The organism is Psychromonas algarum (assembly GCF_004376845.1).
Lineage (GTDB): Bacteria > Pseudomonadota > Gammaproteobacteria > Enterobacterales > Psychromonadaceae > Psychromonas.
The window spans coordinates 152,228-168,682 of record NZ_SNUW01000006.1 but is presented as its reverse complement, the minus strand read 5'-3'; the positions used below and the strand labels follow the sequence as shown (position 1 = coordinate 168,682).

11 protein-coding genes are annotated in these 16,455 nt (G+C 36.7%); 5 read left to right on the top strand and 6 right to left on the bottom strand.

Annotation, left to right across the window (positions count from 1 at the left end):
- Positions 1 to 363 precede the first annotated feature (363 nt).
- Both E2R68_RS07175 and E2R68_RS07170 read left to right on the top strand, forming a co-directional pair.
- Positions 364 to 1,320 (top strand): S49 family peptidase, encoded by a 957-nt coding sequence (locus E2R68_RS07175; RefSeq protein WP_134276869.1) that lies wholly within the window; start codon positions 364 to 366, stop codon positions 1,318 to 1,320.
- 229 nt (positions 1,321 to 1,549) lie between these two features.
- Positions 1,550 to 2,275 (top strand): MipA/OmpV family protein, encoded by a 726-nt coding sequence (locus tag E2R68_RS07170; protein WP_134276868.1) that lies wholly within the window; start codon positions 1,550 to 1,552, stop codon positions 2,273 to 2,275.
- A 159-nt stretch (positions 2,276 to 2,434) separates the two neighbouring features.
- Here the strand turns inward: E2R68_RS07170 and E2R68_RS07165 are convergent, their stop codons facing one another.
- On the bottom strand, positions 2,435 to 3,892 hold the full coding sequence (locus E2R68_RS07165) for an aminoacyl-histidine dipeptidase (RefSeq protein ID WP_134276866.1): 1,458 nt from the start codon (positions 3,890 to 3,892) through the stop codon (positions 2,435 to 2,437).
- A 596-nt stretch (positions 3,893 to 4,488) separates the two neighbouring features.
- Between E2R68_RS07165 and carA the strand changes: the two genes are divergently transcribed.
- Positions 4,489 to 5,625 (top strand): glutamine-hydrolyzing carbamoyl-phosphate synthase small subunit, encoded by a 1,137-nt coding sequence (carA, locus tag E2R68_RS07160; RefSeq protein ID WP_134276864.1) that lies wholly within the window; start codon positions 4,489 to 4,491, stop codon positions 5,623 to 5,625.
- A 57-nt stretch (positions 5,626 to 5,682) separates the two neighbouring features.
- Entirely contained in the window at positions 5,683 to 8,913 is a 3,231-nt protein-coding gene (gene carB, locus E2R68_RS07155; protein WP_134276862.1) for a carbamoyl-phosphate synthase large subunit, read from the top strand.
- A 339-nt stretch (positions 8,914 to 9,252) separates the two neighbouring features.
- Here carB and yjgA read toward each other — a convergent pair whose 3' ends face one another.
- Positions 9,253 to 9,762 carry a ribosome biogenesis factor YjgA gene (gene yjgA, locus E2R68_RS07150; RefSeq protein WP_134276860.1) on the bottom strand — a complete coding sequence of 170 codons (510 nt, stop codon included), beginning with the start codon at positions 9,760 to 9,762 and terminating at the stop codon, positions 9,253 to 9,255.
- Between the two features lie 126 nt (positions 9,763 to 9,888).
- On the opposite strand from yjgA, the gene pmbA reads away from it, so the two are divergent.
- Entirely contained in the window at positions 9,889 to 11,214 is a 1,326-nt protein-coding gene (gene pmbA, locus E2R68_RS07145) for a metalloprotease PmbA (RefSeq protein WP_134276858.1), read from the top strand.
- A gap of 72 nt (positions 11,215 to 11,286) precedes the next feature.
- On the opposite strand, the gene E2R68_RS07140 is transcribed toward pmbA, so the two are convergent.
- The 4 genes from E2R68_RS07140 to mrdA form a co-directional block, all read right to left on the bottom strand.
- A complete protein-coding gene (locus E2R68_RS07140; protein WP_134276856.1) occupies positions 11,287 to 12,330 on the bottom strand; it encodes an alkene reductase in 1,044 nt (347 codons plus the stop codon).
- 342 nt (positions 12,331 to 12,672) lie between these two features.
- Positions 12,673 to 13,464, bottom strand: coding sequence for a septal ring lytic transglycosylase RlpA family protein (locus tag E2R68_RS07135; RefSeq protein ID WP_134276854.1), 792 nt, complete (start codon positions 13,462 to 13,464; stop codon positions 12,673 to 12,675).
- 5 nt (positions 13,465 to 13,469) lie between these two features.
- Complete coding sequence (rodA, locus tag E2R68_RS07130; RefSeq protein ID WP_134276852.1) at positions 13,470 to 14,573, bottom strand: rod shape-determining protein RodA; 1,104 nt, start codon at positions 14,571 to 14,573, stop codon at positions 13,470 to 13,472.
- 12 nt (positions 14,574 to 14,585) lie between these two features.
- Positions 14,586 to 16,454 (bottom strand): penicillin-binding protein 2, encoded by a 1,869-nt coding sequence (gene mrdA / locus E2R68_RS07125; RefSeq protein WP_134276850.1) that lies wholly within the window; start codon positions 16,452 to 16,454, stop codon positions 14,586 to 14,588.
- Between the last annotated feature and the right edge of the window lies 1 nt (position 16,455).

Sequence of the window (16,455 nt, the reverse complement as noted above, 5' to 3'; positions counted from 1 at the left end):
TATAACAAATAGGAGCCTGAATGTTTGCGCTTTATTATGCTCATATTCATAGGTTTTATTGATTTTTTAATTTAAAAATTGTTTCTGAAAAGAGTAGTAAGCTAATAAGTGAAATTTATTTTAACAATATGAATGTTTAACCCGCTTCAACGGTTGAAATAGAAGCTTTACCTTGTAACCCCTCAAAAATATTAAATTACCCCCTGAAACATTAATCCTAGATTAGTTTTTAAAGATCTAATTGCTATTGATTTGAAGTCGTTATTTAGATTGTGATTGCTCTACAAAATAACGGTGAGCAACTTGAATTTACAATGAAATGAAGGTTGAATAACGGCTCATTTATCTATTTGAGTAATAACAATGCAACAACCTGAAAGTGAACAAGAAAAGTGGTTATCTGGTTTCATGAAAGAAACCTTTAACGAGCAAAAGAAAGCACGACGCTGGGGTATAATTTTTAAATTATTAACGTTTACTTATTTATTCATTACTTTATTTTTGATTATGAATAGCAAACTTTTTAATAAAAGTAGTGCTACAGATGAAACTCATACGGCAATGGTTTCGGTTAATGGTGTGATTGCAGCTGATAGTGATGCTAATGCAAATAGTATTGTCACTTCTTTAAGAGCGGCCTTTAAAAACGAACATTCAAAAGCCGTTATGTTGGTTATCAATAGCCCAGGTGGAAGCCCAGTACAATCGGGATATGTAAATGACGAAATAAAACGTTTACGCGGTATGTATCCAGATAAAAAGCTGTATGCCGTGATCGCAGAATTAGGGGCGTCAGGCGGATATTATATGGCTGTTGCAGCAGATGAAATTTATGCTGATAAGTCTAGTTTAGTGGGGTCCATTGGTGTAACGGCTTCAAGCTTTGGTTTTGTAGACTTAATGAAAAAAGTAGGAGTAGAGCGTCGTCATTATACATCGGGTGAGCATAAAGCATTTTTAGACCCATTCTCTCCAGCAAAAGCTGAAGAAGCTAAATTTTGGCAAAGTGTTTTAGATAGTACTCACCAACAATTTATTAAAGTTGTAGAGGAAGGGCGTGGAGAGCGTTTAGTGAAAGGGAACAAGGAACTTTATTCTGGGTTGATTTGGAACGGAGAGCAAGCTTTACAACTTGGTTTGATTGATGGTTTAGGGAGCCCAGGTTTTGTTGCAAGAGATATTATCAAAGCTCCAGAAATTGTTGATTATTCGATTAAAGCATCTCCTTTAGAAAGCTTTACCAAAAGCTTGGGGTTGTCAATTGGGCAAGGTGTAGTTAGTTTTTTAAATACTTCTAATGCTTCAATTCAATTGAGATAACATTAAAATAATTAAAAATTATAATATCAAACACACTAAATAAATGATCTACTTTTAGCGCGTGAAGTGTAGGTCATTTAAGTGTATCAATTAGTTTTTAAAGAGAGGCTATTTTTATTTTAACTCAACCGCTAGATCTTGCCTTGCTTTGATTATTTTATCCTCGCCTGAAATTTTATTTACTCTCTTCCGTTCTTTTTTAATATCAGAGGCTTTAGGTATCACGGATATGAGAAAAAAATTAGGATTATTTAGCATTTTTATTGTTTCTCCTGTAGTGGCAGAGGGAGTGACAAAGGAATACGGTATTGTTGGCTTAAGCACCACTTACGGACAAAGTGTTTATTCAACTGAAAGTTCAGCATCAATTGGCATTACACCGAATCTCTTTTATAACGGAGATCTCGGATTTATAGATGGTAGTTTGTTTAATTATAATGCTTTTCGTTATTTAGGGCTGTCCGCTAATTGGCGCTTCTCTGAAGTTAATGACAGTGTCAATGATATTGTAAATGGTATTGATAATAGAGATGGCAACCCTGAATTAGGTTTCACTATTGGTACTCCCGGAGCTCGTATAACTTATCTTCATGATGTAGCAAATGAACATAATGGTCAGGAAGTTCAAGTTCATCTTGGCCGAGTATTTGAAACGCCTCTTGATAAATTTTCTATCTCCCCTTATTTGGAAGTTTTGTGGCAAGATAAAAAACTATCCCAGCATTTATATGGTGTGAGTGCTGCTGAGTCTATTGCTTCGGGTTTACAGCGTTTTGATGCTGACGATACTTGGGTTTATAAAACGGGGTTAATTGGTTTATATGAAGTAATGGATAACTGGGTTGTCATTAGTAAAGTGAAACTAGAGCATCATGATAGTAATAGTGGGTTGTTGCAGCGAGATCTTGGTTGGTCGACTGAAATTGGTATTGTTTATCAATTTGCAGGTAATTAACCTTATTTCTATTCGCCAGACTTTAGGCTAATTAAAAAGATAAATATATTTGCTGAAGGTTGGAAAATGTACAAAATAAAAAAAGAATATTTAACGCTATTCTTTTTGATATTTACTGCACAGATCCCAAGCCTTCAGCGAGGAGATTAACGCTTTAGATTAATCTATTGCTTTTAACGTTGCTTTTAATAACGCCCAATATTTATCTACAGAAGCAATGTTTACTTTTTCATCTGGGCTATGTGGGAAATTAATAGTTGGTCCAAATGACACCATATCCCAATGCGGATAGTTATCACTGAATAAGCCACATTCAAGTCCGGCATGAATGACCATTGCTTTAGGTTTTTTTCCAAACAATGTTTGATATTGCGTTTCCATCGTTTTGTATATTGCTGAATTTTTATTCGGTGTCCAACCTGGGTAGTTTCCTTCTTTAGCAACGCGCCCATTAAATTGTTTAAAATGTTCTGCTATTTCTGTCGCGCACTGTTGTTTGTCTTCTTCTATTTGAGAGCGCACTAATACTTGAATGGCAAATTGGCCAACAGGTTCATTTTGTTGAGTAACAACACCTAAATTGCTTGATGTTTCAACTACATTAGGGAAGTTTTCATCCATAGCAAACACACCATTTACGCAACCTAACATTGCTTTTAATAGCCTTTCTTGACTGCTATGTGTTAATACCGAAGTAGGTAGTTCGCATGATTCAATGTTAATAGTAAAGTTATTTTCACTGTCTTTATATTTTACTCTCATGCTAATTTGTAATGTATTTATTACTGTCTCAATACTATTTTGAAACTGCTCATCACATACTATGATTGCTTTTGCTTCACGTGGAATGGCATTACGTAAACTACCACCTGTAAAGCTTGATATTAAAAAAGGGGCGCCATTTAAATTAGCTAATACATTGGCTAACTCTTTAATCGCATTAGCTCGCCCTAAGTTAATATCAACACCAGAATGTCCTCCTTTTAAGCCTGAAATAGAAATTTCATAGGCTTTATCGGCACTATCACATTCCATTTTTTCGTAAGGCAACAGAACGTTAACGTTAACGCCGCCAGCACAGCCTACATAAAGTTCACCTTCTTCTTCAGAGTCGGTATTAATTAATATTTTGCCTTGTAAAGCACCCGCTTCTAAGCCAAATGCACCGGTCATACCCGTTTCTTCATCAGTGGTGATAAGCACTTCAATAGGTCCGTGCTCAAGACTATCATCATCTAAAATAGCTAAACATGAAGCCATGCCAATACCGTTATCAGCACCTAACGTTGTATTGTCTGCTCGTAACCATTCGCCATCAATAATAGGTGTGATTGGATCAGTTAAAAAATCATGCTCTTTATCATTATTTTTTTGTGGGACCATATCAAGGTGACATTGGAGGATAACAGGTGTTCTTTGCTCAAAACCTACCGTCGCTGGTTTTTGTAGTATTAAATTGCCTATTTTGTCTTGTATACAGCTGATATTTTTTGAAGCAGCCCAATTCATGATCCAATCTGCTAATGCTTGTTCATGCTTTGAGGGATGAGGAATGGAGCATATTTTTTCGAAAAATGACCAAACGGGAGCGGCTTGATTTGATTGTAATTGTTGCATAAATAGACCTATATCTCTTAAAAGAGGCGTAACCTCTGTTTTATATGGTGTAAACCCTAAGCGTTTTACGCTATGATCTTATTGATTTAGATCAATTTTTAAATAGCGCACTAAGGAGAGCACTGTGTCAGAAGAAAATTTTAAAGACCCATTTAGCCTACGCCATTTTCTAGTTATATTGGTTGTATTTTTAATTCCGTTAACACCTGCAGTTTTAACTCTAATTAAGGTGCTATCTTAAAAATCAATTGGTTACTGCTTATTCTAATAATAAGCAGTCACTGCTATTAAGCTAGTAACGCTACTCTTTTTTCCTCTTTTTGTCATATGTTTTGAACGGTTTTAACACTAAATTAGACTAATTTTGATCTCAAACCTCTGTTCAGTTATCTAATACCTCTTTAGAAATACAAATAAATTATTAGATTAATGAATTATTTCCTTAAAAGTTAAAATTTGAATGGTTAATTAAAGAGAAAATCTATAAAATGCACGGAATTTGCCAAATTTTATTATTTTCTGGTGAAAAAATGCTCCTGCATGGCCTCACTCAGATTATAAAAAATATCATTTAATTGTTTTTCACGGAGGTTAACTTGAGTCATTCTGCAATACTAGTATTGGAAGATGGGACTGTATTTAAAGGCGTTTCAATCGGCGCCGATGGAAGTTCTGTTGGAGAAGTTGTATTTAATACGTCAATGACGGGTTACCAAGAGATACTGACTGATCCATCTTATGCACGCCAAATTGTAACACTCACTTATCCCCATATCGGTAATACAGGTACTAATGATGAAGATGAAGAATCGCCATCAATTCATGCTTGTGGTTTAGTTATTCGCGATTTACCTTTATTAGCAAGCAATTTCCGTAATCAAGCATCATTAAGCGATTACTTAAAAGCACGTAACGTAGTTGGTATCGCAGACATCGATACTCGTAAGTTAACACGTATTTTACGTGAAAAAGGTGCGCAAGCAGGCTGTATCATTGCTGGTGAAAATATTGATGAAGCTTCTGCATTAGCACAAGCTCAAGCATTCCCTGGTTTGAAAGGAATGGACTTAGCCAAAGAAGTGACTACGGCGGAATCATTCGAATGGTCTCAAGGTAGCTGGACATTAACCGGTGGTTTACCTGAGCCAAAAACAGATTGTAAATATCATGTTGTTGCTTATGACTACGGTGTTAAACGTAATATTTTACGTATGTTAGCTGACCGTGATTGTAAATTAACCGTTGTACCTGCACAAACGCCAGCGGCCGAAGTACTTGCAATGAATCCAGATGGTATTTTCTTATCAAATGGCCCTGGTGACCCAGAACCATGTACTTATGCAATCGAAGCAATTCAAGAGATCTTAAAAACAGATATTCCAGTATTTGGTATTTGTTTAGGACATCAATTACTTGCTTTAGCAAGTGGTGCAAAAACTGTGAAAATGAAGTTTGGACATCATGGTGCTAACCACCCAGTGAAAGACTTAGATCGTGACGTTGTTATGATCACCAGCCAGAACCATGGTTTTGCTGCTGACGAAAAAACATTACCGGCAAACTTACGTGCGACGCATGTGTCATTGTTTGATGGTTCACTACAAGGCATTCATCGTACTGATAAAGCTGCATTTAGTTTCCAAGGTCACCCAGAGGCTAGCCCGGGTCCACATGATGCAGCACCACTATTTGATCATTTTATTGAGTTGATTGAACAGTACAAAAACGCCTAGTTAATCGAATACATTGTTATTCGAAAACATTGAACAGATATAAAAAGGTAATTTCAGATGCCAAAACGTAATGACTTAAAAACTATCCTAATTATTGGTGCAGGTCCGATTGTTATCGGTCAAGCCTGTGAATTTGATTACTCAGGTGCGCAAGCTTGTAAAGCATTAAGAGAAGAAGGTTACCGTGTTGTATTAGTTAACTCTAACCCGGCTACTATTATGACGGATCCAGAAATGGCCGATGCAACTTACATCGAACCAATTCACTGGGAAGTAGTAGAAAAAATTATCGCAAAAGAACGTCCATGTGCAGTATTACCAACAATGGGCGGTCAAACAGCGCTTAACTGTGCATTAGAGCTTGAAGAAAAGGGCGTATTAGCAAAATACAATGTTGAAATGATTGGTGCGACAGCAGACGCAATTGATAAAGCTGAAGACCGTAGTCGTTTTGACACCGCCATGAAAAAAATTGGACTTGAGTGTCCACGTGCAGGTATCGCACATTCAATGGAAGAAGCTTACGGCGTATTAGACGAAGTGGGTTTCCCTTGTATTATTCGTCCGTCTTTTACCATGGGTGGAACGGGCGGTGGTATCGCGTACAACAAAGAAGAATTTGACGATATTTGTTCAAATGGTTTAGACCTATCTCCAACAAGCGAATTATTGATTGATGAATCATTAATCGGTTGGAAAGAGTATGAAATGGAAGTCGTTCGCGATAAAAATGATAACTGTATTATTGTTTGTGCGATTGAAAACTTCGACCCAATGGGTATTCATACGGGTGACTCTATTACTGTTGCACCAGCACAAACGCTAACAGATAAAGAATACCAATTAATGCGTAATGCTTCTCTAGCTGTACTACGTGAAATTGGTGTTGAAACAGGTGGTTCAAACGTTCAGTTTGGTATCAACCCTGCAGACGGTCGTATGGTTCTCATTGAAATGAACCCACGTGTATCACGTTCATCTGCATTAGCATCAAAAGCAACGGGTTTCCCGATTGCTAAAATCGCTGCAAAATTAGCGATTGGTTACACGCTTGATGAATTGCAAAATGATATTACTGGCGGTAAAACACCAGCATCATTTGAACCAACTATCGATTACGTTGTAACAAAAATTCCTCGTTTTAACTTCGAGAAGTTTGCTAATTCAAATAGCCGTTTAACAACACAAATGAAATCAGTTGGTGAAGTAATGGCAATCGGCCGTAACCAACAAGAATCATTACAAAAAGCACTTCGTGGTTTAGAAGTTGGCGCTGATGGTTTCAGTCCAATGGTTGACTTAAACGATGAAGGTGCCAAAGAAAAAGTATTATACGAATTACGTGAAGCAGGTGCAGAGCGTATTTGGTACATCGGTGATGCATTCCGTTTAGGTATGACAATGGAAGAAATTCATAACATCACGATGATCGATAACTGGTTCTTAGTACAAATCGAAGATTTGATACTTGAAGAGAAAAAACTAGCTGAAGGTGGTTTACGTGCATTAGATGAAGATGTACTTAAACGTCTTAAACGTAAAGGTTTTGCTGATAGTCGTATCGCATCTGTAGTTGGTATTACGGAAGCTGAAGTACGTAAATTACGTGAGAAATTTAACTTACATCCGGTTTACAAACGTGTTGATACTTGTGCTGCTGAATTCTCATCTGATACTGCTTACATGTACTCTACTTACGATGAAGAATGTGAAGCGAACCCTACTGATAATGACAAGATCATGATTATTGGTGGCGGTCCTAACCGTATCGGTCAAGGTATTGAATTTGATTACTGTTGTGTACATGCGGCGATGGCAATGCGTGCAGATGGTTTTGAGACAATTATGGTTAACTGTAATCCTGAAACTGTTTCTACAGATTATGATACATCAGACCGTTTATACTTCGAATCAATTACATTAGAAGATGTACTTGAAATCGTACGTGTTGAAAACCCTAAAGGTGTGATTGTGCAATATGGTGGTCAAACTCCACTGAAATTAGCTCGTGCACTTGAAGCGGCTGGCGTACCTATTATTGGTACTTCTCCAGAAGCGATTGACCGTGCAGAAGACCGTGAACGCTTCCAACAAGTAGTTGAGCGTTTAGGCCTTAAACAACCTGAAAATGACACAGTAACAACACTTGAGCAAGCAGTTGAATCAGCTACACGTATTGGTTACCCATTAGTTGTACGTCCTTCGTATGTATTAGGTGGTCGTGCGATGGAAATCGTATATGACGAAACCGACTTACGTCGTTACTTTAAAGAAGCTGTCAGTGTTTCTAACGAATCACCTGTTCTTCTTGACCGTTTCTTAGATGACGCGGTTGAAGTGGATATCGATGCTATCTGTGACGGTACCGATGTGGTTATCGGTGGCATTATGGAGCATATCGAGCAAGCGGGTGTTCACTCTGGTGACTCGGCATGTTCATTACCTGCTTATACATTAAGTACTGAAATTCAAGATGAAATGCGCGGTTACATCAAAGCATTAGCATTAGAGCTAGGTGTTGTTGGTTTAATGAATACACAACTTGCTGTTAAAGATAATGAAGTTTACATGATTGAAGTAAATCCTCGTGCTGCACGTACAGTACCGTTTGTATCTAAAGCAACAGGTGTTCCAATTGCTAAAATTGGTGCAAGTGTTATGGCGGGTAAAACACTTAAAGAATTAGGTGTGACAAAAGAAGTTATCCCACCATACTACTCTGTTAAAGAAGTGGTATTACCATTTAACAAATTCCCGGGTTCTGATCCAATCTTAGGTCCTGAAATGCGTTCAACTGGTGAAGTAATGGGAGCTGGTGTTACTTTTGCTGAAGCATATGCAAAAGCTGAGCTGGGTTCTACAAAAGAAGTAGCAAGTGTTGGTCGTGCACTTATTTCTGTGCGTAATAGTGATAAGAAACGTGTTGCTAAACTTGCACAACAGCTTCTTGATCTAGGTTTTGAACTAGATGCAACTCACGGTACCATGATTATTTTACAAGATGCAGGTATCACTGCTCGTCTTGTTAATAAAGTACAAGAGGGTCGTCCGCATATTCTTGACCGTATTAAAAATGATGAATACAAATACATTGTTAATACAACAGAAGGGCGAATTGCGATTGAAGATTCTCGTCAACTACGTCGTGCAGCATTACGTTATAAAGTAGACTATACAACTACGTTAAACGGAGCATTTGCGACTTGTCAGGCACATACTGCTGACCCGACTGCTGATGATGCGACAGTTAACTCTGTTCAAGAATTACATAAGCGCATTAATGGTTAACCTTTAACTATTAATTTGAAAATAAAAAACCACTTCAATTTGAAGTGGTTTTTTTAGCTACCTTTCCCGTGTGTATCAATGCATTTAGGCGGAATATTTCGAGGAATTTACATTGAGGTACAATCATACCAATCACAGTAAATAGCTGATCTATTTTACTGCTTAAAATAACTCATTTCTTTGTTATAAATTTCGTTAAGGCATCACATTTAAATTTAGCTTTTAAAATTCTAACCTGGCATTAAAAAGACCAGGGGCAAAAGCTACTAGCCTTAGATCAAACCTTTAACGTGCTTAAAAGTAGTAGAAATAATAGATATTTTTAGCCGGTTTAATTATTTATAAACAATTCATTTTTAAATAAATAAACAACTCTTTAGCTGTTTTAGCTGGTTTCTCTTGTTTCTTTTCTTTGTTTGCTTGACGAACTAATTGACGTAATTTTTGACGTTCTAGTTGTGGGTAAGTCTCTAACACATCATTAATTTTTGCATCACCCAATTCAATTAACTGGTCAGTTAATAATTCTAAATGTGCAATAGCATGCGTACGTTTACGATTATTATCATTTAAAATATCTAATTTAGCGGTAATTTTTTCCATGTCTTCAGTACGTAATACTTTACCTATGTATTGTAATTGTCTACGTAGTGCTTCATGTTTATTAGAAATTTTATGAGCAACTTTAATGCCTTCTAATAACGTATCACTTGCTGGGATTTGTGATAATTGCTTATGATTTAAGGCCACTAATTGGCGACCAATATCTTTTAAAGCTTCAGCTTCACGTTTAATTTGTGACTTACTGATCTCTTCTTCTTCAACGATCTCTTCAACTTTTTTATTCATAGCTTATGGTCTATCACGTTAGGGGTTAAATAATTATGCGCATCATACCATCATCACAAGATGCTTGTCTTAATCCATGTTATTATTTCATATCTTAAATTTAATTTTATATTGTGGTGATCAAACATGATTGAACAGAAACAGTTACTAGAAAATGCCGTTAATACGGCGCTAAATGTTGCTAATGATCTAGGTGTAAGTCAAGCCGAGATTGCATTAGGTAAAAGTGCTGGAATATCTGTTAATACTCGTTTAGGTGAAGTTGAAAATATCGAATTTAATCATGATGGTGCGATGGGAATTAGTGTGTATATTGATCATCGTAAAGGTAGCGCTTCTACTGCTGATTTAAGTGAAGAAGCTATTGCTGCTAGTGTAAAAGCTGCTGTTGATATCGCAAAATACACAAGTCAGGATCCTTATGCTGGATTATTAGATAAATCTTTTTTAGAGACAAACCCATTAGATCTAGATCTTTATCATGCAAGCGGTAAAAGTACCGATGAATTATTAGCGTTAGCAAAGCAATGTGAAGATATTGCCCTGAGCTTAGACCCTCGTGTTGTTAATTCTGATGGTGCGGGTGTAAATAGTCATACTAGTTTACAAGTTTACGGTAATAGTAATGGTTTTTTAGAAAGTTATGTGAGTAGTCGGCATAGTTTAAGTTGCGTTCTAATCGCCCAAGAAAATGGTGAAATGCAACGTGATTACAGTTATACCAGTGCACGTAACATGAATGATCTTTATTCTGCTAAGTGGGTTGCTGAAGAAGCTGTAAAACGCACTGTTGACCGTTTAGGGGCGTGTAAAATTAAAACTCAAGAGAGTCCTGTGCTTTTCTGTCCTGAAATGGCGAGTGGTTTATTTGGGCATTTAGTGAGTGCAATCAGTGGTGCGAGCTTATATAAAAAATCTTCTTTCTTATTAGATTCAATTGATACACAAGTATTCCCTGACTGGATGTCTATTTCTGAAGACCCACATATTGTAGGCGGTATTGCGAGTTCTCCTTTTGATAGTGAAGGTGGGCGTACCATTAAACGTAATATTATTGATAATGGATTTTTGAAAACTTACTTGCTAACAGGATATGCGGCTCGAAAAATGGGCTTGCAAAGTACTGGTCATGCGGGTGGTATTCATAATTGGTTTGTTAAAGATAGCAGTTTAGATCTAGCTGGCATGTTAAAAGAGTTGGGAACTGGCTTGTTTGTGACTGAATTAATGGGGCAAGGCGTGAATATGGTAACCGGTGATTATTCTCGTGGTGCCGCTGGTTTTTGGGTGGAAAATGGGGTGATCACTTATCCTGTACATGAAATTACAATTGCGGGTAATTTAAAAGAGATGTTCATGGATATTTGTGCCGTGGGCTCTGATATTGATCCAAGAAGTAGCTTAAAAACAGGTTCAATTTTAATTAAGAAAATGAAAATAGCGGGTGAATAACGTGTTATTTTTTAAATAATGAATGAGGTAATCTGCCTACTAGATTGCCTCATTTTTTATATTTACTGCGATTTATACTAATTCAGCAAGCATTTCATCACTGTACTCGACTAACACTTCACCCTTAGTAATTTTGCTAATGTAATCTGGATTTGCGATCAGTGGACGTCCAATTGCAATCAGATCAAATTTATCATTATTAATCGCTTCTTTAGCACTTTCAAAATGATAACTACCTACACCCACTAATGTTGCTTTATAAGCTGAGCGTAAATACTCAGAGGTTGTTTTACCTTGTAAAGAGTCAAAGCGCATACTGTCATCAAAAATACCTGCATGTAAATAAGCTAATTTTCTTGTTTCTAATTGAGGCAACAAATAATCAAATACTGCTTGGTCGCGATTATCTTCAGTCATATTAAAGTAAGCACCTGGTGATACTCGTAAAGCAGTACGATCAGCACCGATAGCTGCAATAATGGCATCCACGACTTCTAATGCAAAACGTGACATGTTTTCAGGTGTTTGACCATACTCATCTGCACGAACGTTAGCTGCATGATGTAAAAATTGATCAATTAAATAACCATTTGCACCATGTATTTCGACACCATCAAAACCTGCTTTAATTGCATTCTTAGCAGCAGTTGCATAATCTTCTACTAACTGTTTAATATCCTCTGTTGTTGCTGCTTTTGGCGTAATATAAGTTAGCTCGCGCATACGAGGTACTGAGCCTGCAACAGCAATTTCCGAGGGAGCAAAAACGTCACCGTCAAAAAAATGCGGGTGAGCTACACGACCTACATGCCAAAGTTGAGCAAATATTTTACCGCCATTTTTGTGTACTGCCTGTGTTACTTTTTTCCACCCTTCGATTTGTTGGTCAGTGAATAAACCTGGTGTATTTGGGTAACCTTGTGCATCAGGGCGAATGATCGTTGCTTCACTAATAATTAAGCCTGTGTCTGCACGGCGAGCATAATAATCAATCGTGGCCTGTGTTGGTACTAAGTTATCGTCTGCCATACAGCGTGTGAGTGGTGCCATTAATATGCGGTTGTTAAGTTCGATTGTATTGTTTAATTTAAATGGAGTAAGTAAATTAATAGACATTTTAAATCCTTTCGTTAGTAATACAATCGCAGTAAATACGCTCTATTTTATTGCTTAAAACCAACTCACTTATTGGTTATAAAGTTCGTTAATGGAATAGTCATTAACGCTTCAAATAAATTGTTTTTTGTGTATAAAATTTACTTCATATAGTTAATGCAATTGTTATAAATTAAGAGTGAAAAATTCAACTTAAGTCGTGATAACTAATAGATATGGCCTTTATGATTATATTCAAGGCATATTCTGAACGATTGTTCATTTTATTTAAAAAGGAAATCAGAAAAGCGTATTAATAAAGTTATTATTACGCTTTCTCAGATAAATAGGATGAGAAGGGGATTATGGTTGCTGATGAATAATATAAGCTTTGGGATAATCTTTTTGTATGGCTCTCAGTAATTTTTCAGTTTTTGCTTCACTTGTTAAAGGCCCTATACGTAAAAAATAAAGATTATTCTTTTTCTCAAAAAATGCAGGTGCTTTATGCTTTTGAGTTAATGTTTTTGACAATAGGGCAGCTTTATCTGCGCTTGATGTAACTAGGTATTGAATATGAAACACACCATTAATGCTTTCTGTTTGCTTTTTATCCAATAAAGATAAATGTTTTTCTTCAGGGAAGTGTAATAACTTAATCTCAACCTGTCCTGTACCTGCTTGTAATATATCTAGCTTTTTAGCTGCGGCGTATGACAGATCAATAATTCGACCTTCATGGAATGGTCCTCGATCATTCACTCGAACAATGATCTGTTTCTTATTCGCTAAATTTGTCACTTGTACATAACTTGGTAATGGTAAATTTTTATGCGCTGCACTCATGGCAAACATATTATAACGTTCACCATTTGAGGTTAAATGCCCATGGAATTTATTACCATACCATGATGCGCCACCACGTTCGGTTAGTTCTGTAATGTCTCTCCAAACTTTATAATCAATACCACGAACAGTGTAATCTCTATTACCGCCTCGAGATAAGGGCTCATAACGTGGGGTTACATTTTCAATATGTTCTAGGTTAGGTATTTCTGTTGGAGCATGATCATTACTGATTTGATAGCGTTCATTATTATGGCTACAAGCCGTTAATAAAAGACTAATAAAACAGGTTATAAGTAGTTTCTTCATTGAATTTACCGTTTTATATTAAAGCGTTTATGAGTGTGAATAGACATTAATATACCAAAACCTGCTAATAGGGTAACGATAGAGGTCCCACCAAAACTAACAATGGGTAAGGGCACTCCTACAACGGGTAATAATCCACTTACCATACCAATATTAACAAGCACATAAACAAAGAAAGTTAAGATTATGCTACCTGCAATTAATTTAGTAAAAGCATCCTGAGCTTGATTAGCAATCCACAGACCACGCCCAATAATTAAAATATAGATAGTTAATAATAATAAAACGCCTATAAAGCCAAATTCTTCTGAGTAAACTGAAAAGATAAAATCAGTGTGGCGCTCAGGTAAAAACTCTAATTGTGACTGCGTGCCGTGTAACCAACCCTTGCCCCAAAATCCACCAGAACCAATCGCTATTTTTGACTGGATGATATGGTAACCAGCCCCTAATGGGTCCGCTTCTGGGTTTAATAATGTAAGTACTCGCCCTCGTTGATAATCAAGCATTAAAAAGAACCATAGAATAGGCACAAAGGCTAAAATACTTGCTAAGGCGATACCAATATAAAGCCAAGATATACCCGATAAAAAAAGCACAAATAAGCCAGAAGAAGCTACAAGAATTGATGTTCCTAAATCGGGTTGTTTAGCAATTAATAAGGTAGGCACAATAACAATTAATAAAGCGATTACTGCTTGTTTAAAACGAGTTGGTAAGGTGTATTGACTAACATAATAGGCAACCATGAGCGGCATGATTAGTTTCATGATTTCAGAGGGTTGAAACTTAGTAAAGCCTAAATCTAACCAACGTTGTGCGCCTTTCCCTGTATGTCCTATAACTAATACTGCAATTAACAATAATACACAGGCTATAAAAATACCGGGGGCCCAACGTCGATACCATTCTGGTGGTATTTGAGCAATGACTAACATTACCGTTAAGGCAATCGCTAATCGAGTGACTTGACGATAGATCATTTCATATCCAGCAACAGAATATAAAACAGTTAAGCTAATGCTCATTAATGCAAATAAACCGAGTAATAAATAAGGGTCTATATGTAAACGATAGAAAATACTTTTTTGAGCTTGCGTACTCACCATAATTAAAATCCGTTACTGTGTTGGTGGTGGAATGTTTTTAAAATACTCATCAAATAGCGCTCGTGCTATCGGGGCTGCATTGGTACTGCCACCTCCGGCATTCTCTAAAACAACAGTTGCAACTATTTCTGGTGATTCAAATGGAGCAAAGGCAATAAACATTGCGTTATCTCGATGCCTTTCATTTATTTTTTCAGCATCGTATTCTTCATCTTCTTTCATGTTAATAACTTGAGCCGTTCCAGATTTACCTGCGACAGTATAAGTTGTATTTGCAAAGGCGCGATGAGCGGTGCCTGATCTTTTACTCGTTACACCACGCATTGCTTCTAAGGCAATATCCCAATAACGTTGATCGTGTAATTGAATCGGTTGAATAGATTCATGGACAGGAGAAAATTCTTCACCTGAAGATATAATGGACCCTAGAATATGAGGTTCAATATTTTCACCACGTCTTGCTAAAACTGCCGTTGCTTTAGTGAGTTGGATTGGAGTTACTGTCCAATAACCTTGGCCTATACCTACTGAAATGGTATCTCCATCATACCAAGGTTGCTTAAAACGATTACTTTTCCAATCTCTTGAAGGCATAATCGCTTTTGTTTCTTCTGCGAGATCTAAGCCACTATATTCCCCAAAGCCGAATAAACGCATAAAAGGTTCTATACGATCAATACCTAACTTATAAGCTGTATCGTAGAAAAAGGTATCACAACTTTGTTCAATGGCATGAAATACATCAACCATCCCATGTCCCCAACGTTTCCAATCTCGAAAGCGACGTTTACTATTTGGTACAATCCACCATCCTGGATCTTTAATTTTAGTTTCTTCTGTTATCACTTTTTCATTTAAAGCTAATAAGGCCATTTGTGGTTTTATTGTTGATGCAGGGGGATAACGCCCTTGTGTTGCTCGATTAATAAGGGGTCTATCTTTGGATTGTAGTAATTTGTTATATTGTGTTTGACTGATCCCTGTTACAAATAAATTAGGGTCGTAGCTTGGAGCTGAAACTAGACTCAGTATTGCGCCTGTTTTTGCTTCCATTAAAATAATACTGCCACGCATGTCACCTAACAACTCTTGTGCTTTTAACTGTAAGTTGATATCAATATTAAGTCTGATATCTTTTCCTGGTACAGGTGCCGTAAATTGTAATGTTCTAATCACTTTACCCCAACTATCTACCTCTACTTGGCGTTGACCGGGTTCACCGTGCAAGATATCTTCATAAAATTTTTCGATACCTAATTTACCAATATAATGTGTTCCTTGATAGCGTGCACGTTCACCACGTTGTTCTATTTTTTGTAAGTCTCGACTATTTATTTTTGCTATATAACCTAATACATGTGTAAAAGCAGTGCCATAAGGGTAATAGCGTTTAAGGCTAGCTTGAATGGAGAAGCCTTTAAATTTATGTTGGTTAACCGTGAAAAGTGCAACTTCTTCAGGAGTTAGTTGATCTCGAATAGTAATCGCTCTAAAAGATCTCGTGTAGCGAGTATTACTGTTAAATTTCTTTAGTTCATCTTCGGTTAAAGAGAGTAATTTAGTTAAACGTTTAATATCGTTATTTAAATCATTTGTTTTATTTTTAATGACTTGCAGACTATAAACAGGACGGTTTTCAGCAAGAATGACGCCATTTCTGTCATAGATCAAACCTCGGTTAGGAGGGACCGTTTGCACGCTGATTCGATTCGCATTGGAACGCGTTTGGTAGCTCTTAAAAGAGCTAATTTGTAGATAATATAAATTAGTAATCAAAATGCCAATGGCAATTAAGATCGCGACAAAAACGACAATGGTTCTGCGCATAAATAGTGAGGATTCTGCACTGTGATTACGTATGCTATTGCGTTTTCGTAACACC